The organism is Cohnella hashimotonis (assembly GCF_030014955.1).
Classification (GTDB): Bacteria; Bacillota; Bacilli; order Paenibacillales; family Paenibacillaceae; genus Cohnella; species Cohnella hashimotonis.
Map to the genome: position 1 here is coordinate 7,337,796 of NZ_JAGRPV010000001.1, position 23,026 is coordinate 7,360,821.

At 59.5% G+C, this 23,026-nt stretch carries 11 protein-coding genes; 3 read left to right on the top strand and 8 right to left on the bottom strand.

Going from position 1 to position 23,026, the window contains the following annotated elements; all coding sequences use genetic code 11:
• Positions 1 to 20: 20 nt before the first annotated feature.
• A complete protein-coding gene (locus KB449_RS29245) occupies positions 21 to 1,499 on the bottom strand; it encodes a spore germination protein (RefSeq protein ID WP_282911725.1) in 1,479 nt (492 codons plus the stop codon).
• Between the two features lie 166 nt (positions 1,500 to 1,665).
• Here KB449_RS29245 and KB449_RS29250 point away from each other — a divergent pair, with 166 nt between their 5' ends.
• The 3 genes from KB449_RS29250 (at position 1,666) to KB449_RS29260 (ending at position 4,374) form a co-directional block, all read left to right on the top strand.
• Complete coding sequence (locus KB449_RS29250; RefSeq protein WP_282911726.1) at positions 1,666 to 2,391, top strand: 3-ketoacyl-ACP reductase; 726 nt, start codon at positions 1,666 to 1,668, stop codon at positions 2,389 to 2,391.
• Positions 2,392 to 2,408: 17 nt separating this feature from the next.
• Positions 2,409 to 3,257 carry an AraC family transcriptional regulator gene (locus KB449_RS29255; RefSeq protein ID WP_282911727.1) on the top strand — a complete coding sequence of 283 codons (849 nt, stop codon included), beginning with the start codon at positions 2,409 to 2,411 and terminating at the stop codon, positions 3,255 to 3,257.
• Positions 3,258 to 3,384: 127 nt separating this feature from the next.
• Complete coding sequence (locus KB449_RS29260; protein WP_282911728.1) at positions 3,385 to 4,374, top strand: aldo/keto reductase; 990 nt, start codon at positions 3,385 to 3,387, stop codon at positions 4,372 to 4,374.
• A 411-nt stretch (positions 4,375 to 4,785) separates the two neighbouring features.
• On the opposite strand, the gene KB449_RS29265 is transcribed toward KB449_RS29260, so the two are convergent.
• The 7 genes from KB449_RS29265 to KB449_RS29295 form a co-directional block, all read right to left on the bottom strand.
• Positions 4,786 to 5,865: a zinc-binding dehydrogenase gene (locus tag KB449_RS29265; protein ID WP_282911729.1), complete on the bottom strand. Its 1,080-nt coding sequence runs from the start codon at positions 5,863 to 5,865 to the stop codon at positions 4,786 to 4,788.
• A gap of 111 nt (positions 5,866 to 5,976) precedes the next feature.
• Positions 5,977 to 14,064 (bottom strand): OmpL47-type beta-barrel domain-containing protein, encoded by an 8,088-nt coding sequence (locus tag KB449_RS29270; protein ID WP_282911730.1) that lies wholly within the window; start codon positions 14,062 to 14,064, stop codon positions 5,977 to 5,979.
• Positions 14,065 to 14,196: 132 nt separating this feature from the next.
• A complete protein-coding gene (locus tag KB449_RS36630; protein ID WP_282911731.1) occupies positions 14,197 to 15,780 on the bottom strand; it encodes a DUF3502 domain-containing protein in 1,584 nt (527 codons plus the stop codon).
• 97 nt (positions 15,781 to 15,877) lie between these two features.
• A complete protein-coding gene (locus KB449_RS29280; protein ID WP_282911732.1) occupies positions 15,878 to 16,786 on the bottom strand; it encodes a carbohydrate ABC transporter permease in 909 nt (302 codons plus the stop codon).
• A 16-nt stretch (positions 16,787 to 16,802) separates the two neighbouring features.
• Positions 16,803 to 17,702: an ABC transporter permease subunit gene (locus KB449_RS29285; protein WP_282911733.1), complete on the bottom strand. Its 900-nt coding sequence runs from the start codon at positions 17,700 to 17,702 to the stop codon at positions 16,803 to 16,805.
• Between the two features lie 236 nt (positions 17,703 to 17,938).
• Positions 17,939 to 20,404: a hypothetical protein gene (locus KB449_RS29290; RefSeq protein ID WP_282911734.1), complete on the bottom strand. Its 2,466-nt coding sequence runs from the start codon at positions 20,402 to 20,404 to the stop codon at positions 17,939 to 17,941.
• Positions 20,405 to 20,429: 25 nt separating this feature from the next.
• On the bottom strand, positions 20,430 to 23,018 hold the full coding sequence (locus KB449_RS29295) for a glycoside hydrolase family 2 protein (protein ID WP_282911735.1): 2,589 nt from the start codon (positions 23,016 to 23,018) through the stop codon (positions 20,430 to 20,432).
• Positions 23,019 to 23,026 lie beyond the last annotated feature (8 nt).

A 23,026-nucleotide genomic window follows, 5' to 3' on the forward strand; every position in this document is an offset into this window, starting at 1 on the left:
GGCACCTCCGTTGCGGCGGATTAGGTGGAGCTGGGCGGTCGGGGCCTCCGGACTAGTGCCGGGAGCTTGGTGCGAACCAACGAATCGCGGAACTGATCCGCCTTCCAAGGCGCGATTGGCGTGAGATAAGGCACCCCAAGCGAGGTAAGGGTGACGAGATGGAGCCAGATGAACAGGTAGCCGAGCAAAATGCCGAAGCCGCCGAGCAGCGAGGCGAACGCCATCAGCGGGAACTGAATCAGCCTCATGGCGATGGACAGATTGTACTGCGGCAGCGCGAACGAGGCGATCCCCGTCAGTGCGACGACGACGACCATAAAAGGCGATGCAATGCCTGCGTTGATGGCGGCTTCCCCGATGACCAGCGCGCCGACGATGCTCACCGCCGAACCTACGTTTCTCGGCAGGCGGATGCCCGCCTCCTTGAGCAGCTCGAAGAAAAAAACCATGATGACGGCTTCGACGAAGGCGCCGAACGGAATGCCTTCGCGAGAGTCGACGATCGCGAGCAGCAGGACGGTCGGGATCAGCTCGGTATGGAACGTCGAGATCGCGATGTACAGGCTGGGCAGCGAGATCGCGATAAAGAGGGCGATGAAGCGAAGCCACCGGATGAAATTCGATACGAGCACCCTTTGGTAATAGTCTTCGCTCGACTGCAGCAGATCGAAGAATAAGCCCGGACAGATCATGATCGAGCCGGAGCCCTCGGCCAGCAGGACGATCTTGCCGTTCAGCATCGAAGACGCGGCCACGTCGGTCCGTTCCGTATAGCGGAACTGCGGAAACGGCGACAACGGGTGGTCCTCGATCAACTCTTCGATGAAGGAGGTGTCGATAATGTCGCCCTTTCCCTTGCAACTCTGCAGGCGTCGCTCGAATTCGGCCAGCAGGGCCGGATCGACGACGCCGTCCAAATACCCGTAGCCGATCATCGTATTGGAATGCCCGCCTGCTCTGAAAAACTGAAATTTCAGCGCCGGCGTCTGCAGCCGCATGCGGATCATGCCGACGTTCTTCTGAAGACTCTCGACCGTGCCTTCCCGCGGCCCCTGGACGACCGGCTCGGTCTCCGGCTCCGAGACCGGACGCGTCTCAAGCCGCTTCGACTCGAAGCAGAGCGCCTGGTCCCAGCCGTCGATAAGCAAGATCGAATAACCTTGCAGCATGAGCCGATCCGCAGCCGCCCACTCGCTCTCGAGGCTCGCGCTCTCCGCGGATACGCCGCGAGCGCCGAAAAATACGCGGATCAGCTCCGGCGTGATGTCCAGCCCCGGGCCGATCACATGGTTCGACAGGTCCTGCAGGGCGCTTTTCATATAATTCGTGCCGCTGTCGGCCAGCGTCTTGAAGTGAACGGAGGCGGCCCGGTGCTTCAGGTCCGGCCCGTACCGCCAGTCCTTGACCGCCAGGTCGTCGCAATGCTTGTAGACGCGCCGCAGCCGATCCAGATTGGCGTTCAGCGACTTGGACAATCGTTCCGACGCGATACGTGCCACCTCCCTACCGTAAGTCGGATGGTGTAAAGTTTTCCAATGCGGTGCCGGTTTTATGCAACGAATCGTCTTCCGACAATCGGTCCAGGCGTTCGCTTGGGATGATCGAACGGATTCGGTATAATTGCGGTAGCAGGTTTTTGAATTGCAAAATAAAGGAGTGTATACCGTGGCGCAGACCATTAAAGGAAAAGTAGCGATCGTGACCGGAGCCGGGAAAGGGATCGGCAAAGCCGTCGCGCTCGAATTGGCCAGAGAAGGCGTCCATGTCGGCTTGATCGCGCGAACGGAGAAGGATCTGCTCGATGCTGCGCGCGACATTCAGGCGCTCGGCGGCAAGGTCGCTTATGCCGCGGCCGACGTGTCTTCCCTGCCGGAGGTCGAACAGGCGGTCGACAAGATCACCCGGGACATCGGCGCCGCCGATATTCTCATCAACAACGCCGGGATCGGCACCTTCGAGAAATTGGTCGAGATGGACCCCGCGCATTGGAAAAAGATCATCGAAGTGAACTTGCTGGGGACCTTCTACGTGACGCGCACCGTCCTGCCCCAGCTCATCGCCAAAAACGGCGGAGACATCATCAACATCTCTTCGACGAACGGCCTGAACGGCGCGCCCGGCTCCAGCGCCTACAGCGCCTCGAAGTTCGGCGTCATCGGCCTGACGGAATCGCTCGCGCAGGAGGTCCGCCGCAACAATATCCGCGTGACCGCGCTGACGCCGAGCACGATCGCGACCGATCTGGCCAAGAGCTCGTCGTTGATCCCGGAAGGCAAGGACGAGCAATATATGCATCCGGAGGACATCGCCGAGTATATCGTAGCTCAGCTGAAGCTGTCTCAGCGCATGTATATCAAGACGGCGAGCATGTTGAATACGAATCCTTTCTAGGATGGGGAAGGGCCACCATGAGAGCACTTCATGACAATCCGGACCGCCCCTTCCGGGAGGATCCGGATTTTTACCTGTCCCATTTCGGCAAAGAGGATTGCGTGCCCAGCCATGCCTTCGGTCCCGGCGTCCGCGATCATTACAAGATTCACTTCGTTCATCGGGGAACGGGCATCGTGCAGGCCGGCGGCCACACGTACAGGTTGACGGCGGGACAGGCCTTCCTCGCCTATCCGGACAAGCTCATCTTTTACCAAGCGGATGCGGCGGATCCGTGGACTTACTCGTGGGTCGGATTCCGCGGCGATCGGGTTGCGGATGTGCTGGCACGAACACGGCTGACGCCCGAGACTCCTATATTCCCGATGGACATGCGATTGATGCCCAATCTGTACGAGCTGCTGCGGGAGGCCGAGGGGAGGCCGGTCAATCGCGACCTGCGCATGACGTCGCTGCTGATCGACGTGCTCACGTCGATCGTCGAGCAGATGCCCGTGTCCGCAGATGGAAGGGCCGGCGTCGGCGCCGATGCCGTTTTGCCCATGCCGACCCGCAAGCAGGATACCTACGTCCACCGAAGCCTGGACTTTCTCCATTGCCACTTCAGCGAACCGATTACGGTCGAGCAGCTGGCGTCGACGCTGGGCCTGGACCGCAAATATTTGTCGGTCATCTTCAAGGAGGCGACCGGGCTGCCTCCGCAGCAGTATTTGCTGCATTATCGGATGGAACGGGCCGGAGAGCTGCTCCGAAAAGGGCAGTATACGGTCGGGGAGGTGGCTCGTTCGGTCGGATACCAGGATGCGCTGCTGTTCTCCAAAATGTTCAAAAAGCTGAAAGGCGTGCCGCCCAGGCAGTATCGCTGACTCGCAAATCGCCTGAAAGATTGTCTCAAAATAAGACATTATGCCATATTTCCCTTCCATGCGGACATGGGCTTATAAGCCGCGGCGGCCTATAATGGGCCTATCCGCATGAGAAGGAGCGTTCGAGATGACTTATTTAGCCAGACAAGATCGATACGACGCCATGACATACAACCGCAGCGGCAGGAGCGGCCTGAAGCTTCCGGCCATTTCGCTTGGACTGTGGCATAACTTCGGCGGCATCAACAACTATGAGAACGGCAGAGCGATGGTAAGACGCGCATTCGACCTGGGCATCACGCACTTTGACCTGGCTAACAATTACGGACCGCCGGCCGGCTCCGCGGAAGAGACGTTCGGCCGCATGCTGAAGGACGATCTGCAGCCCTACAGGGACGAGCTGATCATCTCCACGAAGGCCGGCTATTATATGTGGCCCGGTCCCTACGGCGAATGGGGCTCCAAGAAAAGTCTGGTCGCCAGCCTGGATCAGAGCTTGAAGCGGATGGGACTCGACTACGTCGATATTTACTACCATCACCGGCCCGATCCGGATACGCCGCTGGAGGAGACGATGGCGGCGCTCGATCTCATCGTTCGCCAAGGCAAAGCGCTGTATGTCGGCTTCTCCAATTATCGCCCGGAACAAACGCGCGAAGCTTCGCGCATTTTGAAGCGGCTGGGGACGCCTTGCCTGATCCACCAGCCGAACTATTCCATGATGTCCCGGTGGATCGAAGAGGGACTGCAGGATGTGCTCGACGAGGAAGGCATCGGCTCGATCGTATTCTCGCCGCTTAACCAGGGCATCCTGACCGACCGGTACCTGAACGGCATCGCCCCCGACTCGCGGGCGGCGGGTCCGAGCGTGTTCCTGCGCTCCGAAGGCATCGACGAGACGCTGGTCGCGAAGGTCCGGCAGCTCAACGAGCTGGCCGAGGGCAGAGGGCAGAAGCTGTCTCAGATGGCGCTGGCCTGGGTGCTTCGCGGCGGCCGCGTCACGTCCGCGCTGATCGGCGCGAGCAAGGTCGCTCAGATCGAGGATGCCGTGGGAGCGCTCGCGCAGCCGTCGTTCACGCAGGAGGAACTGGAGCGGATCGATCGGATCTTGGCTTAGCGTGCAGCAAAGGCGCCGGCATCAGCCGGCGCCTTTGTCGTTGTTTATTTAGAGCAAACCTCTACAGGGAAAGATTGCCCTGACAGTCCTTTTAGGTTTGGTCTTTCGCGGCCATGCCTGCAAATATACATCTAATTTCGTCGATATCGACCATTTTGGACAAGGTAGATGCATAAGAGCAGTTATTTTCTTCCATCAGCCCGATTTCCGACTTGTACTTTGAATTTACCTGCGTATTTGCATGTATTTCATCAAGTGTTGCGGGTCGGAAGAAAATACATGTACAAATGCGGGTATTACGACCCGCCAAACACGCTTGCAAGCTCCGGCACGCCGAAAGCGCGCTTACCTTCCATCAAGCGCCGCCGACCGAGTCAGGAAGAAAAGCACGGTCTCTTTTCTCACCTTCGATCACCGGTTCATCGATAGGCCTTCACCTGATTCCGACCAATCGAAGACAACCGAAAAGACTTGATCCGGCTGCAGACGCAATTGCTCGTACGAGAGCGGGGCCTCCCTGTAGGAAACGACCCGATCGATATAATGCCGGGGATCGATAAGCCTGCTCCGGATGGCTTCCACCGCGTTAAGCCGATCCTCCAGCCCCCTGTCCCCGGGCATTAGAAGAAGGACGCCCTCCGAGTTCAGGTCGAGCCTGGGATCCAGACTCAGCCTATCCAGGTAGTTGGCCTGGTAGACGATGCGTGGCCAGTGATTGACCAGCCCGGACATCGGGTTGACGTAGTACGTATTCGGATCCCGGTAAGTATTAGGCGTTCGGCGAATCAGCTTATGCGCAAGCGCCGCCCCCTGCTTGGAGCCCGAGGCCTCGACGACGATGTTCGCTCCGCCGTCGCAATAAGCGAGGATTCGCTCGGCGACATCCGGGTCGGCGGCCTGGACGCAGGCATGCACGCCATAGCTGTAGGAGCGCTGAAGCCTGGATTCGGAGAGATCGACCGCGATAACCCGGCATCCCTTGCTGGCCAGGAACCCGGCGGAGAACGCGCCGATCGCGCCCTGCCCGATCACCACCGCGCACTCGTGCGGCTGGGGCTGCGCCGCCATGACGCCTCTCAAGCTGATCGCCGCCACTGGGCTTGCGACGTAGTCCAGCGGATCGGCGCCCTTCGGCAAGACGATCGCCTTATCGCCCATCCCGACGAGATGGAAGCTTGCCTGCCCGCCCCATTGCGAATGGATGCCCGCCGGACCGTTCTGCGAATTGTAGCTCAAATAATCGCCTACGCGGTAGCCCTTTACGTCCTCTCCCATCTCGACCACTTCCCCGACGGCAGCGTAGCCGGGGATGAGCGGGAATTTGCCCGCAGCGCCATAGTGACCGCCCAGGACGCGGGTTTCCGTCCCACTGGAGACGAAGGTGTAGCGCGTCTTGACGAGCATTTGATCCGGCTTCATCGCGGGCAGCGTAAAGGTGCCGAAGCCTACCGTGTTTTCTTGTTCAAAAACGATCGCGTGAATGGTGGTCATTTTCGTGGAACTCTCCTTTTCTGTAAGTCGGCAGCGCAGCGGCACGGAACGCTGACCTTACGCAGATTGGCTGACCGATCCGCGTAAGGTCGGGCGCTATCCGGGTCCGGGTTATGCCTGAAACTCGATTACGGGTTGGGTTGCGATATCGTTAAGAATCTCCTTGTACGCTTCTTCATACTTCATGCCGAAGGTATAGGAGCCGGGCAGCAGCTCCTTGACGGCTTCTCCGCCGCTCGTCGTGCCGAAGGCTTTCCAACCATCCGCGTAGTAGCTTGCGTTGCCGCCGTCCAGCGGATGGCCCAGGCTATCCTTCAACAGCACCGTCACTTTGACTGTCTGAAATACGACCGCAGCGTCCGTCCCGACATTCTGCAACAGCTCCTTATAAGCGCCCTCGTGCTTCATGCCGAAGGTATAGGAACCGGGCAACAGCTCCTTGCTGACCTCGCCCCCGCTCGTCGTGCCGAAGGTCTTCCACCCGTCCGCATAGTAGCTCGCACTGCCCGTATCCAACGGGTTGCCCAGGCTGTCCTTCAGCCGCAACGTCACTTGGACTGTCTGAAATACGACCGTCGCGTCCGTCCCGACATTTTGCAACAGCTCCTTATACGTGCCCTCTTGCTTCATGCCAAAGGTATAGGAGCCGGGCAGCAATTCCTTGCTGACCTCGCCCCCGCTCGTCGTGCCGAAGGACTTCCAGCCTCCCGCATAGTAACTCGCGCTGCCTGTATCCAGCGGATGACCCAGGCTATCCTTCAACTGCACCTTCACCTTGACCGTCTGAAAAACGACCGCTGCGCTATTCCCCGTGTTCTGCGCGATTTCTTTATACGTTCCTTCATAAGACATGGCGAACGTGTACGCCTTGTTCGGCAAGGGCTTCCTTGCGATCCCGCCTGCGTCCGTCACGCCGAACGACTTCCAGCCGCCGTCGTAGTAGGACACGATGCCGCCGCTCAGCGGATTTCCGGCGCTGTCCTTGAGCTGCACTTGAACGGATGTCGTCGCAAGCGTGAAGCCGAGGGCCTTGGCCATCTCGATATTTCCCGCCCGATCCGTCGAGCGATAGCGCAAGGCGACCTCGCCTTGCGTATCGAACGTCACGGCAGCGGTATAAGGCTGCCAGGTCGTTCCGTTATCCAGGCTGATCTCGGTACTCGCCAAGCCGGATACGCTGTCCGCGCCCGTTAAAGTCACCGCAACCGGACTCGTGTACGTCCCGTTCGGTCCGTCCGGTGCCGCAGGCGATACGGTTGCCGTCGTTACAGGCGCAACCCGGTCGATTTGCAGCGTCCGGCTTTTCGCCGTCTCGACGTTGCCCGAGCCGTCAATGGCGCGATAGAGCACCTCGTAATTGCCGTCCGCCGCCAAAGTGACCGGCGCCGAATACGTCTGCCAGAGCCCGCCGTTGTTGGTGCTGTATTGCGTCTTGGCGATGGCTGACAAAGCGTCCGTGGCCGTCAGCGTGAAGGTCACGGGCTGCCGGTACGCGCCGTTCTCGCCATCGGGTACGGCCGGGGATACCGACAACGCCGTTACCGGCGGCGCCGTATCCACGGTTACCGACCGGATCTCCACGTCGTCCAGATAGTAGGTGTCCAGGGCGGCCGGCAGATCCGTAAACACGTACATTGAAACATTCGTGACGTTGCCCGTTTCCTGAAGCGTATACGTCCCGCTTATTTGCTTCCAGGACGTCTCGCTCAGCGGTTGGCTCGTCAAGATGATCTTCTGCTTGGAGACGCCGTCCACCCGATAGGACAGACCGATCCGTAGCACCGCGCCCGCCGATGAACTCGGCGCCAGCTTCGCCCAGGCGGAATAATAATACGCGTTGCCTTTCGCAATGTTGGCGGGGAAGCTCAAGCTTCCGAACGCGTTCGTCTTCGTAATCTTCAAGGACTGGGCGCCGCCATGCGCTTCCAGCGCGCTCAATTCCCTGACCACCTCCCAGCCGGTATACAGCGGCGTCGTGCCCTCCATGCCGGGATCGGAGACGAGGTTGTTGCCCAGAATCGGCGTCGGAACCGTTACAAAGGCCGTTGCCGTATGGCCGCCCTCAAAGGTGGCGGCCGTGATCGTGGCCGTGCCCGGACCGACGGCCTGCAAGGTCCCGTTCGCATCGACGGTCACCGCGCTGACGTTATCGGAGCTCCACTGGACATCCTGTTGCGTCGCGTCGGCCGGAGATACGGTCGCCACGAGCGCTTCCGTCCCGCCGAGCTGCAAGGTCAGCGTCGTCTTGTTCAAGCTGACGCCCGTCGACGCGACCCAGCTTTTGTTCCCCTTGAAGGAAGCCCAATCGGCCAGGACGCCTGTCAGCAGCGCGGGTTTGTTGGCGTTGATGGCCAAGGTGCCTGGCTGCGTGCCGATCGATATTTTCGTCCCGACCGCAATATTCCCTGTGAAGCCGTTCAGCTGGCTTTTCTTCAGGATGCCTTCCGTCAGCACCCTGCCCGATTGTCCCGGCACGACCCGCTCCAGGGTGAAACCCACGAAGCTGGCTGCCGGATCGGCCGCGGTCATGAGCCGCATCGAGCCGCTGTCGGCATCGAATACGACCGGAGCGAATCTCGGAATGCCGGCGGACGTGAGATTGCGCAGCGTTAGCTGCTTGTCTGGCACCTGCGGATAGTACTCGTTCAGGGTCACGTTGTATTCCTCCGCATAACCCGAAGCGCCCAACTGCGCATTGATCTGATCGATGATATAAGCGTTCGTTTTCTCGGTGTAGTTTTCGTTAAATACGACGGTTTTGGTCGTTCCGTCCTCGAAGGCGACGGACAGGGTCTTGCTATTGACCGTCAAATCCCCGAGCCTTCTTCCGAGCGTGTTGTTGACCGTAACGTTGGAACTGATGCCGACCTTGATGCCGGAGATGTCCCAATAGCCGTACAGATACCCTTTCAGGCCTCCGCCTCCGTCCCGCACCGTATACGAGCCCAATAGGTCGGACACCGCGGTGCCGCTTACCTGTACGGAGGAGCTGCCGCCTACGGCTTTGCTGAACAGCGCCAGGGCTTTTCCCCTGTGCCTGTCGTCATAGCCGATCGGCGTGCTGTTATTGAGGGTGACCTTGTAGTCCGCATGGTCGGCGTACTGATTTTCCGGCTTCTGCGTGATCCACGGAATGTCGTCCTGGGTCATGTAGGTGCCTACGAACTCCGTGTTGTTGAAAATGACTTCATCGTCCGTGCCGCTGCCCAGAGACTGGATGGCTACCGGCTTGGACTGCGAGGTCGATACGATCTTGCTGTCGTTGATGATGTTGATCTGCGGCTTCGTGAAATCCTCCCGGTTATGCACGTACCAGCCGGTCGCCTTGGAGACGAACGTACTGTCGTAGAACGTTTCCAATACACCGCTGGCCGAGCCGTATCCCCAAGCGTGGGAACCGTCGCCGCCGCTTCCGCCCCACACCTGGGCCGGATCGTGATCCGGATCAAGCGGAACCCCCGGATTGGCCGCTATCCAGTTCTGGCGGTACTGGACCGCTTCCAGGTTGCCGTAATGCTCGATATGAACGTTGCGTACGGTATGAACGGCATCCTTGTTACCGCCGCTTTGTTCGCTGTGAACCGGATACCGCATGTTCTTCGCCGTAATGGTCAGATTCTCCAGCGTCGCCGTTCCCCTCAGCCACACGGTGGACGATCCTGTGATCTGGCTGTTGTTAGACGATGCCGGGAGCTCTCCTTTCAGCCAGACGGTGTCCCTGTCCGTGCCCCGGAGCGTGACATACGGCTTCACGATCCATTCGATATCCGTATAGACGCCCGGATAGACCAGGATCACGTACGGCTTCTCGGCGCTGCTGTCCAGAATGCTGTCGTTGGCCAGCTTGGGCGAGGTAAAGTCGCCGGTGCCGTCGGACTTCACGGTCAAGGTGACCGTCTGGTCCACCCACTCGACGATCGTTACCTCGCTCGTCGCCGTTTTGCCGCCATCCACCGTGGTCGCCGTAATGTGAGCGACGCCCAGGCCTTTCCCGTATACGGTTCCGTTCGCGTCCACGATCGCAACTTGCGGATTGTCCGACTGCCAAACCACCTCTGTGTTGAACGCATTGGCAGGCTGCGCGGAAGCGGTCAACGTCTCAGTCTTGCCGAGCATGATCGTCGCTGCGCTCTTGTTCAGGCTCAGACCGGATACCGGTATCCAGGCGGGCGTATCCCGGTTGGTGACCGGCCTCGCCTCGACATCGTCCAGATAATAGACGTCCGTCTCCGCCGGGGCATCGGTAAACAGGTACACCGATACGTTTGTCACGTTCCCGGTTTCATTCAGGGTGTAGTTCCCCTTCACCTGCGTCCACTCCGTGCTGCTGAGCGCCGGGCTTGAGGCCACGACGATTTGCTTGGATACGCCGTCTACCTTGTAGGACAGCGCTAGCCGGATCACTTTTCCGGAAGCGCTGCTCGTCTGCAGCTTCGCCCAGGCCGAGTAGGCATACGTCGTTCCGTTCTGAACGGCGACCGGGAACGTCACGCTGCCATACACATTGGTCTTGGTCACCTTCAAGGCTTGATGTCCGCTGTGAACGTTGACCGCGTCCCATGCCCGGGTCGTCTCCCAGCCGTTCGGAAGCGGGTCGGCTTCCAGTCCCGGATTCGCGATCAGATTGCCCCCCTTGACGGGGACGCTTAACGCCGTATCCAGCGTAATGGAATCGATGGCGAAATCCCCTGCGGCATTCGTCGGAACGACCTTGATCTGCTTGATCGTTCCCGTCCAGCCCGGCAGCGCGCTCGGATCCCACACATACTCCCGAACGGCCGTGTCCTCCGGCAGGACGAAGGTCGTCAGGGAATTCAACGGATTCCATTGTGGAGAGGCCGTCGTCGTAAAATACACCTTCGCCTCATTGCCGCTCGTACCGTTCTTCAGCTTGAGCTTGATTCGCTTGATATCCGAAGCTTCGAGATCGATGTTGTCCGGCGAGATCAGCGCAGGCTCGCTGCCGGTAGCGGTCGCCCGGAGCATGCCGCCCGCTGTCTGAACGCCGCTTACCTGCTCATTGTTCGTCCAGCCTTCAAGGCCGTCGAACGCCCAGGTTTTCGATGCGGTATAAATCCGGATGAACTGTTCGTCCGGATCCCACCGCACGACGTATCCGAACGCCTGATTGAAGAAGGACACCGGAATGAGGAGCTCGCCCGAAGGCAGCAATGTCGGGGCATGCGCTAGCGTCATCGTCTGGCTGTCCTTATAAGCCGTCGTGTCGCCGGCCTTGAGCTTGTAGACGCGGTCGTCCTTGACCGCGATTAACGTCTGGGTCGCCTCGTCCCATTCGGTGCCGGCGCCGAAGCGCTTCAACAGTTCGCCGCCCGGCACCATGACCGTCCCGTCGGCTATAGCCGGCGCTTGATACAGCCGAACCGGCTTGCCGTCGACGCTCAAGCCGATGCCCGTGTCGGGAGAGAGGACGACCCCGATGGAATCGATGGCGAAGCTCCCCGTCGAAGTCATCGGATCGAACCGGAGCTGGCGGATCTTCCCGGTCCACGAGGCGTTTTTCCACATCTCGAGCAGGTAGTCGGTGTATCCGTCGACATTGCGCTCCACATAGAAGCTGACGGACTTGACCTCGTTCCAGTTCGGATCGGTATCCGTCGTGAAGAACAACTGTCCCGTGGAAAACACGCCGCTCTTCATTCGAATCCGGATATAGGGGTGATCCGAAGCTTGAATGTTCAATTGGTCCGCCGACCGAATGCCCGGGTCGGTGTTGTTGGCGGTTCCCGACAATGCGCCGCCTGCGACCGTCAAATTGTCGATTTGCTTCTCCACGGTCCAACCTTCCGCATCGTCGTCGGTGTCGAAGCCCCAGAGCGGATCGTACTGGCTCGTTACGGCCGGCGGCGTCGGCGACTTGAGCGGCAGCACCCGACCCGGCGGGTGCAGGATACCAAGGCGCGCCTTCTGGACCGGCGTCGGCTGAGCGTCCGCATGCGCGCCCCCTTCATCCGTAAAGACGTTCCGGATGGCATCCAGGTAGCCGAAGCCGGCCAAGCCCGCGGGCATCATGAAGTGCCCTTCCCCGAACTCGTTCCAGTTGTCGAACATCACCAGCTTCTTGCCCAGACTGCCGCTCGGTAGGGATGGCATGAACGAATCCGTAACCCATTGCGAGACGGCTTCGAACTCCGCGGGCGTCGCATAGTAGCCGGACTTGCCTTCCCACGCCGTATCGTCCCTGCCCATGCTGATCGTCGGCAGCGTATCGATGAAGCCGGTATCGCGCTGCGCGTTCATGTTCGCTTTTTGAACCTCGGCATGCCCGCCCGCGCTGCCCCAGCTATAGGCATAGATCGCGTCGAAGCCGGCCTGGTCCCGCTCGCTGAGCGACGTCGCGTCCGAAGCCGAGGTGGTCGTCAGCAAAATAACGTCGTCGAAGCCGGCGTTCTGGACCGCCGTCCGCAAATAATCGGTCTCGGCTTTGACCCCCGCCAGCGTACCGCCGAAATCCCGCTTCAATCCGGAGAGACTGTAGATGGAGACGACGGGCTTATTGTCGATCACCATGTAACGCGGATCCTTGAAATAATACTCGATCCAATACGGCACGATGTTCATGCGGAAATCCTGGCTGTTCTGCGCCTTGGAAGCCGCATTCTCCCACATGATCGCGAATTTCACGCTGTCCCCGTATTGGGAGTTGAAGAAGCCCTCGTGCAGCGACTCGTGCAGATAAGGATCCTTGATCGGCGCGCCTTCTCCGTACGCGGGCCTGATCCAGCACGCCATCTGGTAATCGATGCCGTGCTCGGCCATCCACTTGGTCTCCCAATCCGCCGTCTCCGGATTGCCCTCGTCGTAATAGCCGAGGTAGGGCTCCCGCTCCGCGTACGGGGTGATCGTATCCCAGCCGAGATGGCTGCCTTCGCGCCAGATCGGGCAGCTCTGCACGCCGACGGCATAATCGTCGGAGACGGCCGGCACCGGCTCGGGCACGTAGTCGGCCGGAAGCGGCAACTTCTCGTACAGCAAAATGTCGTCGAGCCACACGACGCCCTGCACGGATGCGGAGGTCTCGAAGGCCACCCCATCCAGGCTGGTTGCGCTCGAAGCGAGCGGCACCCCTTGCGCCTGCAGCTTGCCGTTTACGTAGAGATCCGCCGTCGCGCCGGACATGTCCAGCTTCGCTTTGACTTGATACCACAGATTGGCCGAATAATCGTAGAACGGGATCGCTTGACCCGCGGCGCCGATATATGCGAGCTTGCCATTCGCCGTAACCAGCTTCAAAGGGGAAGCGCTTCCATTAGTGAGGGATGCGGAGAACCCGTCTTTTTTCTGAGGCAGGAGGAGCTTAAATTCAAACACCCTGTCATACGTCGCCGCCGGCACGCTCTTCTTAAGACGCATGGTGCCGGTCGCTCCGGTCGCGTCCCACTTCAGGCTGTAAATATCTGGGCGCGTGGCGCTGTTCATTTGCTCGACCGCGAGCGCGCCGCCGGCCGTAACCGTCTGCCAGTCTCCGGGCAGATCCCCCGGCAGGAGAGAGAGGAATCGCTCGTTTACGTCGTAGCCTTTGTAAATCTTGACGGGCGCAATAAACATGTCGCCCTTCGCGGTCCCCCCGGTGAGAATCCCCACCCGGTTCAGCCTGGCAACTTCATGCTTGAAGCCGGCGCCCGCGGCTTTCTGCACGCCGTCGATATAGACGTCGGCCGTATCCGCATCGATATCCGCGACCACCTTCACGCCATATTCCGTGCCGGCGGCATAGGCTTGCAGCGTTTGCACGTTCCCGCCGGCGGTTTCCAGCCGCAGCTCGCCGTTTTGCGTCACGATGCTGACGGCCTCGGTATCGTTGTCGCCGAGCTGCCACTTCGCGCCATCCATGCCGGCTGATAACTTGAAGCGAAATTCCAGCGTCAGCACGCCGCCGCTTTGCGCGACAAACGCTCTTTGCATGGACACCGGCAGCGTCGCGTTCGTATCGGTGATCTTGAACCAGTTGTTATAGGCGCCGGTCACGCTGCCTCCCGCCTTGCGGATGTCCCAGCCGGACGGCAGCTCTTCGCCGCCGTTTTTGTACAGGAACGAGAAGTTTTCGTCGACCAGATAGCCGACCTTCGGGGCGGCGGGACTCTCCTCGGCCTTCGCGAAGGACGATTGTTGTACCAGGATGACGATCAGGATAATGACGGAATAACACAGAGCCCCCAATGCCACTCTTCTTTTTTGCATCGACATAGCACCCTTTCCGATCCCGGAGTAGTGTTTCTTCCGCGGCTTCTGCCGCAAAACCGTTCCAAGCGCCCGCTAAGGCTCCCCACCGTTACGCGGAAAGCCTTAGCGTCGTAATCGTTTCTGCTTCAATTACTGGTTTTGCGCTTTCCACGCGTCGATCTGCTTCTGGACTTCGGCCAGCACTTTATCCAGTCCCGCTTCGTTCAGACGCTGCTTCATATCGGCGAGGAATTTGTCAAAATCGGGCATCGAGCCGGTCTGCATGATCGGCCACAGCTCGGAATATACCGCGCTCACCTGCGCGATCTCGGTTTTGACCGCTTCTCCGTTGAAGAGGAAGCCGAGAATGGACGATGTCTTCGCTTCCTTGTTGTTCTTCTGCATCTGTTCGAGCGAAGCCGTCGAGTTCCAGCCGGAATCCCACTGATCCCACAGCGGCCCGAGCCAGTTATGCCAGATCGCCCACGTCTGCTCCGCCCCGCTCTTGGCTTCGATGGACGGACTGTCCGTTCCGGCGCCCGATTTTACGGTATAGTTCTTGCCTTCCAGCCCGTACGCGAGCGTATTGGACAGCTTCTTGTCCTTCCACACCTGGTTAAGCAGCTGCATCGCTCTCTCCGGATTTTTGGACGTCACGCTGATCGCCGTGGCCGCGCCCACCATATTCGGCGTGCCGATCGTCGGGTAGTTGGCCAGCGATTCCACCGTCGGATAGCCGAACAGGGCGGTCGATTTGGAGCCATCCGCCGTGTATCCGCCGGAGTCGCGCATGACCGCGTATTTACCAGATTTCGCTTCGGCGATGAAATCCGTTTTGATGGCGGCGTCCTTGGCTACGTAACCTTTCTTGTAGAAATCGCTCATCGTGCGGTAGTTGTCGAGGAAGGCCGGAATGTCGAGCTCCATGACGGCTTTTCCCGCAATCTCGTCATAACGGATGCCCTTGGTAATATTGGTATGATCGAGAATATAATCGCCCGGGGCATTGACCGTCTTGGTGACGAGCAGCGGCGTAATCTCCGGTTCGTTTTTCTTGATCGTCTCCAGATACGGCTCCAGCTCCTGCAGCTTGTGGACCTTCGTATAGTCGAAGTTGTACTTTTCTACCAAGTCCTTTTTGAAAACGATGCCTCCGGGCGTCGTGAACGGAGATTGCGACGGAATGGCCATGATCTTGCCGTTGTACGTGACCGCCTTCCAGGCGCGCTCGTCGACTTTGGCGAGAATATCCGGACCGTATTGCTTCAGCAAATCGTCCAGCGGCAGGAAGGCGCCCTTCTGCACGTTCAGGTCGATCGGATTCGTCCAGTTCGACGTGAATACCAGATCGTACTCGTCGCCGGAGGCCGACATGAGCTTCATCTTGTCTTCCCAGCTGGCGGCATCGATAAAATGAATGTGCAGGTTCGCGTTGACGGTCTCTTTGAGGCCTTTATTGACTTCCGCTTCGATCGCGTCCTGATCCTTGATCGTGTCGATCGGCTTGCGGATATACCAGCTCACGTCGACGAATTTCTCTAACGGATCGGCCGCCTTGCTCGCTGCGGGCGACGCCGCGCTCGCGCTTGGACTCGCGCTGGCACTTGCGGTGCCGCTTGCGCTCGATTCCGACTCGTTATTCTTCCCGCTGCACCCGCTGATGGCGAGCGCGACCATGCTTGCGGACAGAATAACGCCCAGCTTGCTGTCTACTTTAAGCTTGCCTACTCTCACACAAAGGCCTCCCTAGGTTTATATGGACGTGCATCTATATCAAACAGCCGCAGGACCGCGGATCCATGCGCCCGTATTGATACCAAGCGCAAGCAAGCTATCCTTTTACGGAACCTACCGTCAGGCCCTGCACGAAATATTTCTGAAAGAACGGGAACACGACCAGCATCGGCCCCGCCGCCAGAATGCACATCGCCATCCGGGCGCTAAGGCTGGGAACCTGCTGTCCCGGCTTGACCAGTCCGTATTGGACGGCCTCCGCGCTGTTCAGAAACTCCATATTGCGCAGCACGCGGATGAGCAAATATTGCAGTTTCATCAAGTTCTCGTTTTCGATATAAAGCAGCGTCAGCCACCAATCGTTCCAATATTGCAGCACCAGGAACAATCCGAGGGTAGCCAGCGCAGGCTTCGTAAGCGGCAGAACGATCTTCGTGAAAATAATAAACTCGTTAGCCCCGTCGATTTTGGCCGATTCGAACAGCGCTTCCGGCAGCGATTGCAGAAATCCCTTCATCAGCAGAACATGCCAGCCGGTGATCAGGAAAGGAAGAATCAGCGCCAGCACATTGTCCTTCAAATCCAGCCAGCTTACCATCAAAATGTAAGAGGGAACCATCCCGCCCTGAAACAGCATCGTGAAGAACACGTAAAGAGAAAGCTGCTTCCGATAGGCATAGTCTTTTCTGGAGATGGCGAACGCGAAGCCGGTCGTTATAAAAAGCCCCGCCGCCGCCCCGAGCGCCGTCGTATAGATATTGACCAGATAGGCGTTCAGCAGGACGCCGGGATTATGCAGCAGCACCTTGTAAGCGGTGAGATCGATCTGCTTGGGGAAGATAGCGTACCCGGATTTAAGGATATCGCTCTCGTTCTGCAACGACGTTCCCAGGACGACCAGGAAGGGATAGATGCATATGAAGCATACCAGAATAAAAAACAAGTGGACGACCGTTCGGCTTCCGATATAAGGGGAGCGAACGACCGGATTCGTCGGCTTGGACATGGCGGATACGCCCTCCTTAAAATAACGAGTTGTCGGCGTTGATCTTTCTTACGACGTAGTTGGTGAGGATGACAAGCGTAAACCCGACGACCGATTGGAAGAACCCGGCCGCGCCGGCCATGCCGATGTCGCCCAGATCGACCAGCGAGCGATACACGAACGTATCGATGACATCCGTCGTAGGATAGAGCAACGTGGAATTCATCGTCACATTATAGAAAAGCCCGAAGTCGCTGTAGAAAATTTTGCCGATCTGCAGGATGACCATCATCGTGATAATGGGCATGATCATCGGAATCGTGATGGACACTGCCTGGCGGAGCTTGGTGGCGCCGTCCATCCGGGCGGCTTCGTAATACTCCGCATCGACGCCGATAATCGCCGCGTAATAAATGACCGCGCCATACCCGAGCCCCTTCCAGATCGCGACGACGATCAGAATGAACGGCCAGTATTTCGGATCGTTGTACCACATGACCGGTTCCATGCCGAACGCTTCCAGGCCTTTGTTGAGGATGCCGTAATCCATGTTCAAGAGCGCCTGGAAAGCAAAGCCTGCCACGACCCACGAGATAAAATAAGGAATGAACAGCACCGTTTGATAAGCCTTCACGGCTTTCCTGCCGACTTCCCGCAGCAGCAGCGCGAAGAATACCGATACGGCCGTGCCCAGCGCAATGAACACGAGATTGTAGAGCAGCGTATTTCTGAGCACTCTGCGCAGGATATCGCCGTTGAACAGAAACCGGAAGTTGTCGAAGCCGACCCACGGGCTGTTCCAGATGCCGAGGTTGTACTTGTAGTCCTTGAAGGGAAGCAGCAAGCCGTACAGCGGAACGTAGTCCATCAGGAAGAGAAGCAGAATGCCGGGCAGAGCCAGTAAGGTGAGGCCGTAGCTTTTTCTGAATGTTTTCATGGGCTTGCTCCTTGCTCGAGGTGATACCCCAACAATAGTGATTTCCGTGCGCCCCGTATATTTTGAACTTTGTCTGTTTCTTTGAAAAATGCCTTTTTGGCGGAAATACGGGCTTCTGGGCACTCCGATAAATGTCCGAAACTCCGATATTGGCGCATTCGCGAGCGTACAGGGTATAAAAAAGAGCCTTCACGGGGCATTCAACCCGCCGTGAGGCTCTTCGTTGGGGCAGCGCTTTACCAGGAGATTTCGAGCGCGCCAGTGAGATTGTCGATCCTGATGCAGTCGCTTGACGTATAATCGGGCAGCTCCAGATAGACGTCGCCGCATTTCACTTCGACCCTCGCTTCGCGCAGGGCGTCAAGCGGCGGGTAAATCGTCAGGCTCGCCTCGCGCAGTCCGGCGACCGTGATCAATCGCGTCGAGCTTCGGTTCGGCGTGGGCATCGGCGAGTGCTCCCTGCAGGAGACCAGACTGCCGCCCGATTGGCGAACGAACAATCGGCATTCGTCGTGGAAGGTCCGGTCCAGCGAATACGCGGAAGGCCCGTCGCCTACCTTCGTCGTCTGGCCGATGAGGATCGGCACGCCCTGGGGAAAGCGCATCTGCAACGATACGGACGTATCCTGGCGGCAGCCGGTGAAAAAGTAGCCGTTGTCGCGGCGCGCGATGAACAGCAAGGCCGACTTGGAGGCCGCGGCCTGCTTCGTCTGCAGGAGCGAATACCCGAATTGCGCCAGCACATAGCGGGCTTGCACCGATACGTCCAGATAGCGCTGCGGCTGCCTGACCGGCAAATCCGTGACGCTGCCCCGCAGGAAAGGCAGCGAACCCCGCACCCAGCCGGCTTGCCCGCCGTTCCAATCCGGCAGCCGCCGGGTCAAGGCCATCACGCGTTCTTGACCTTCCCGCTGCGCGGTCGAACAGACTTGCATATAACGATCGCTCGCGTCCGCGAGCACCTCGCCGATTCCGCCGCCGCCGATGAGCGGATCGTGATCGATGATCGACGGGGAAGGACTCTCGTCAAAGATGGGGTCTTGGGCCAGCGCAGCAGAAACGGAAACCTCCATTTCCCCTTCAAGGCCTTCCTCCTGCCGAATATTCAGCAGCCGCTGCAAATCAGGGTCCAGCGCCGGTCCGTAGAACAACACCTTCCCGCCGCCGCGAACGTAATCCGCGAGCAGGCCTGCATTGGCCTCGTCAATCCACGAGGTCGGCGTAAATAGTACGGTTCGATGCAGCTTCCGCCGGGTGTCTTCGCTCATCTTCCGGAAGCTGTCCGTGCTGAGCACAGTGTTCAGCGGCAAGCCTTCGTTGACCGCGTTGCGCACGAACCATTCCTCAAAAAATATCGTCTTCGATCGCGCCTCCGAATCGGCGACGGCGGCATGATACTCGGCGAACGGATACAGCCACGTCAATATGCCCGGCTCGTCGGGGAAGTCCTCGATCGCCCGCCGAAGATGCGGAATCACTTCCTGCGCGCACGTATCGATCAACTTTCCCTTCTCCGTATCGATGGTCAGGATCTCCACGATGCCCGGACTCTCCAGCTTCCCGTCCGCGTTCATGCGGCCGACGGACAGCGGACAGTAGATATCATGGGGCTCCCGGTCGTACAGGTCCCGCCACGGATTTTGCCAGAACCACGGGTCGTTCGCATAGAAGCGGTAAGGATACGTGTCCCCGGGAAGCACGGCGATCCGCGACATGTACGAGGCCACTTCCAGGCCGAAGTCGAAGTTGAGCGCGCCCCAAGGCGAATTCGGCGGCGGCAGCTCGATATATCCGGCTTCGTACAACTGCTTGAGCGGTACGAAATCCTTGGTCAGATCCATGCCCGTGCCGAAGTTCGTGCCCCGCACCTCGGTCCGGAAGCCCGGACATTCCTGCTTGAACGCCTCCCAGAAGGATAGCAGCTTGCCCGACAGCTCCTCGTAATCGGCCAGCGGCAGCGAAGTTCCGTCGAAGTTCGCGCCGAGATACGTCCACGGAAAAGAGGAGAAGCCGAAGCCGTTGGAGAACCAGATGTAATCGAAGCCGAGCGCAGGCAGGTAGCTCGCGCATTGCCGTCCCAGGAATTGGCCGAACGGTGTACCCTCCGGAATGCCGTCCGGGTACGTCGCGTAGGCGGCCTTGTCCGCGTGCAGCTTGGACCAGACGCAGACGACCGTGTAATCCGCCCTTAACGCGACGAATTTCCCGCCGAGCTCCGGCTTATTGATTTCAGGGTGATCCTTGTATTTGAAATCGGAATACGCGAACTCGGGTCCCGCGTCAAAGGTCGCGCCCACCTCCATGCGAATGCCGAACTTCAGCCCGGCAATCCGCTTGAAGGCCGCCACGATATAGCGCAAATCCCCGTAGGTGACGCGGCACGGGTCGTCCCGGTACAGCTTGGCGACTGCGGCATCGTTCTCGCTTTTGATATGGCTGAATTTGTCCTCGTTGGCGAAGCCGATATAGCGGCCCCATTCGAACTCGCTGTCGAAGTTCCCGTTCCAAGTCAATATTTCGCTGCCGTCCGATACCCAGAGCAGCATCGAGCAGCGATCGGCCAAGCCGATCAGCGGCAGCCACTGCCGAATCGCCTCCTCGCATACTTCGTCGATGGCCGCCGGCTCCATGCTCGTAAACGGCTTCAGACTCATCTCCAGCGTCACTCTCTTCAGCGCCGCCTTCTCGCTTGCTTGCCCCATGTTCCCTTATCCTCCCGTATTCGGATTACTGTGCTTGCTCCGGGTTGCTAATGCTCGTCGGACGAAGCTCGTCGCAAGAGAACGAAGCGTCGACGCCGTATACGGTCACTTGCCGGCGCTCTCCCGGAAGCAAATCGAAATATTCGTCGGACAGCCTCGTCCGATCGTCCAGGCCGAATTGCACCGCATGCGCATACGTGTCCGAGCTGACCGTGAAGCTCGCTTCGTCCCCGCGCACCTCGAAGGATGAGATCGTCAGCTTCGCGGCGGGGATCCGCAGCTTGCGGAACACCTCCGTCCGAAGCGTCGACGGCGCAACGATGCGCTCCCGCGGGGATGCGCCGTTCCCCTGCGCAGTAGAGCTAGAGCCGTGGCCTTGCGGCGATGCGCTGCGCGGAATGACGGCCAGCGTGCCTTGCAAATCATCGTGCTCGCCCAGCGGCAGCGTCAGCACCTCCCCGCGCGAATGCGCGGGCAGCTCAATCGTGACCGGACGCGTCTCGCGCTGCCGGCCGTCGAAGGAGACATACCCCGCCTCCGCCTCCAGCCGGATCGGTGCCGGCGTCTCGTTGATTCCGACCACGCGCGCGACGCCGCCTTCCCGGCGGATAATGAGCTTGACCGGGTCGAACGCCCGCTTCACGTAGTAGTAAGCGATCTTCCGCGTCGCGTAATAGTCGATAATCGACCAGCCCACCTCGCCCCAGCAATCGTTATACATCCAGAATAAGCCGCCCGAGCAGAGCTCCTTGTAGCGGAACGACTCCAGCGAATAGCCGTACATAAGCCCCTGGCACACGCCCGCATAGTGCAGGTATTCGTCGGTCGACAAGCCCTCGGCGTCGATATAATGCTTGCTCACGCCCGCGGCGACGGTTTCTTTCTCGAAAAAGTTATTATGGTACTTCCATATCTCCCCGTTCCTGTCCAGAGGAGACCCGCCATGGTAAGCCTCGATCGAGGATCGGCGGCAGGGTCCCACGTAGCCGTACTCGGACACGAACTTGGCGTCGAGGCGATCGTAGGCCTCGGGCGCGATGCGCTTCTCCATATCCGGGCTCATCATGCCTTCGTGCCAGTGATGCACGTCGCCCATTCGGTGGTCATTCGGCTGCGCGCCTCCGTACGGGGAGCCGTTCCAGTACGGAATATCCGGACAATTCCGCCTGACGGCCCGCGGAGCGAGCTCGTTATACAGCACCGCTCCTCCGAAGAACGGCGGCTTCCGCCCTTCCGCGGTCCATTGCACGATGGCCCAATGGTCTTCGTTGTCCCCGCACCAGAGAACGAGCGAAGGGTGGTTGCGCAGGCGGCGGGTCTGATAGTCCATCTCCGCCTCCGCTTCCCTTCGGAACCATGCCAGATGATCGGGAAACAGCCCGCAGGCGAACATAAAATCCTGCCAGACCATGATGCCGTTCTCGTCGCACGCGCGATAAAACGCGTCGCGTTCGTAGAGGCCGCCGCCCCACACCCGCAGCATATTGAACTGGGCCTCCCGCGCTTCCCCGATCAGCGTCGCGTACTTTCCGTCGGATACGCGGGTATGGATCGAATCGGCTGGGATCCAGTTTGCCCCTTTGCAGAAGGCGCGGACGCCGTTGATTTCGATCGCGAACAGCCGTTCATCCTCCCCGACCTTATCCTGCAGCAGCCGTACCGAGCGGATGCCGTGGCGAAAAGCCGGGAAGTCGACGCGCCCGCGCGCCGTCTTCGCCGCAACCCGAATCTCGTACAGGTGGGGTGCTCCCATCCCGTTGGGCCACCATAGCTTCGCGCCTTCGACGACGCCTTCCAGGTCGAGAAAATGGACGCCCGAGCGGACGCATACCTCCTCCTCCAAGGCCAGGATGACGCGATCGCCGTCCAGCACCTCGACGGTGATCGTCGCTTCCGTCGTCGCCAGGGAAAGGAAGCTCTCCAGCTCCACCTCCAGGCGCAAGTCCGCCCGCGCGTCCGCCTTTTTCGTATAGGCTCTGACGCCCCGGATCGCAAGGTCCCGGTAACCGGTCAGCGTGACTTCTCCCATGATGCCGCATGTCGGCACCTTCGGCCCCCAATCCCAGCCGAAGCCGTATTGCGGCTTCCGGACGAACGTTCTGTGCGGGTCTCCTCTGCCGTACGCTTCGCAGTCGATCAGGTTATTTCTAAGAAAGGCCGTATCCTGCTCGCTGAAGTGCTCGACCCCCGAAGTGACGCGCACCCACAGCGAATTGTCCCCTTCCGTCAACGCCTCCCTGACAGTCCTCGTAAACGGGTAGAACGCGCTGCGATGATGTCCGATGTGCCGGCCGTTCAGAAAGACGTCCGCCTCGGCGTCCAGCGATTCCAGGGACAGCTCGACCGTGTCGTAGGCCATGAACGCCGCGTCAAGATAAAAGCTCGTTTTGAACCACCAGGACTTCAGTTGCGTCCACTCACATGCGAAGGAGTTCAGGCCTTCCAGCGGTTCCAGGATGATGCCCGCTTCGATCAGCGGCATATGGATGTCGCAAGGCACCTGCGCGCCGAGCCAGCCTTCCGTCTGCCGCATTACCTCCGCAGCGTGCTCCGGCCCCCTGTGCAGCTCCTCGTAACGGACGAACCAATCCTGCTTCAATGCCAATCGTCTCAATCCGGCAC

What these genes read in the sequence shown, in the direction of transcription:
- KB449_RS29255 (WP_282911727.1), top strand. Translation starts at nt 2,409, where the DNA reads ATGAGAGCACTTCATGACAATCCGGACCGCCCCTTCCGGGAGGATCCG.
- KB449_RS29260 (WP_282911728.1), top strand. Translation starts at nt 3,385, where the DNA reads ATGACTTATTTAGCCAGACAAGATCGATACGACGCCATGACATACAAC.
- KB449_RS29265 (WP_282911729.1), bottom strand. Translation starts at nt 5,865, where the DNA reads ATGACCACCATTCACGCGATCGTTTTTGAACAAGAAAACACGGTAGGC.
- KB449_RS29270 (WP_282911730.1), bottom strand. Translation starts at nt 14,064, where the DNA reads ATGCAAAAAAGAAGAGTGGCATTGGGGGCTCTGTGTTATTCCGTCATT.
- KB449_RS29280 (WP_282911732.1), bottom strand. Translation starts at nt 16,786, where the DNA reads ATGTCCAAGCCGACGAATCCGGTCGTTCGCTCCCCTTATATCGGAAGC.
- KB449_RS29285 (WP_282911733.1), bottom strand. Translation starts at nt 17,702, where the DNA reads ATGAAAACATTCAGAAAAAGCTACGGCCTCACCTTACTGGCTCTGCCC.
- KB449_RS29290 (WP_282911734.1), bottom strand. Translation starts at nt 20,404, where the DNA reads ATGGGGCAAGCAAGCGAGAAGGCGGCGCTGAAGAGAGTGACGCTGGAG.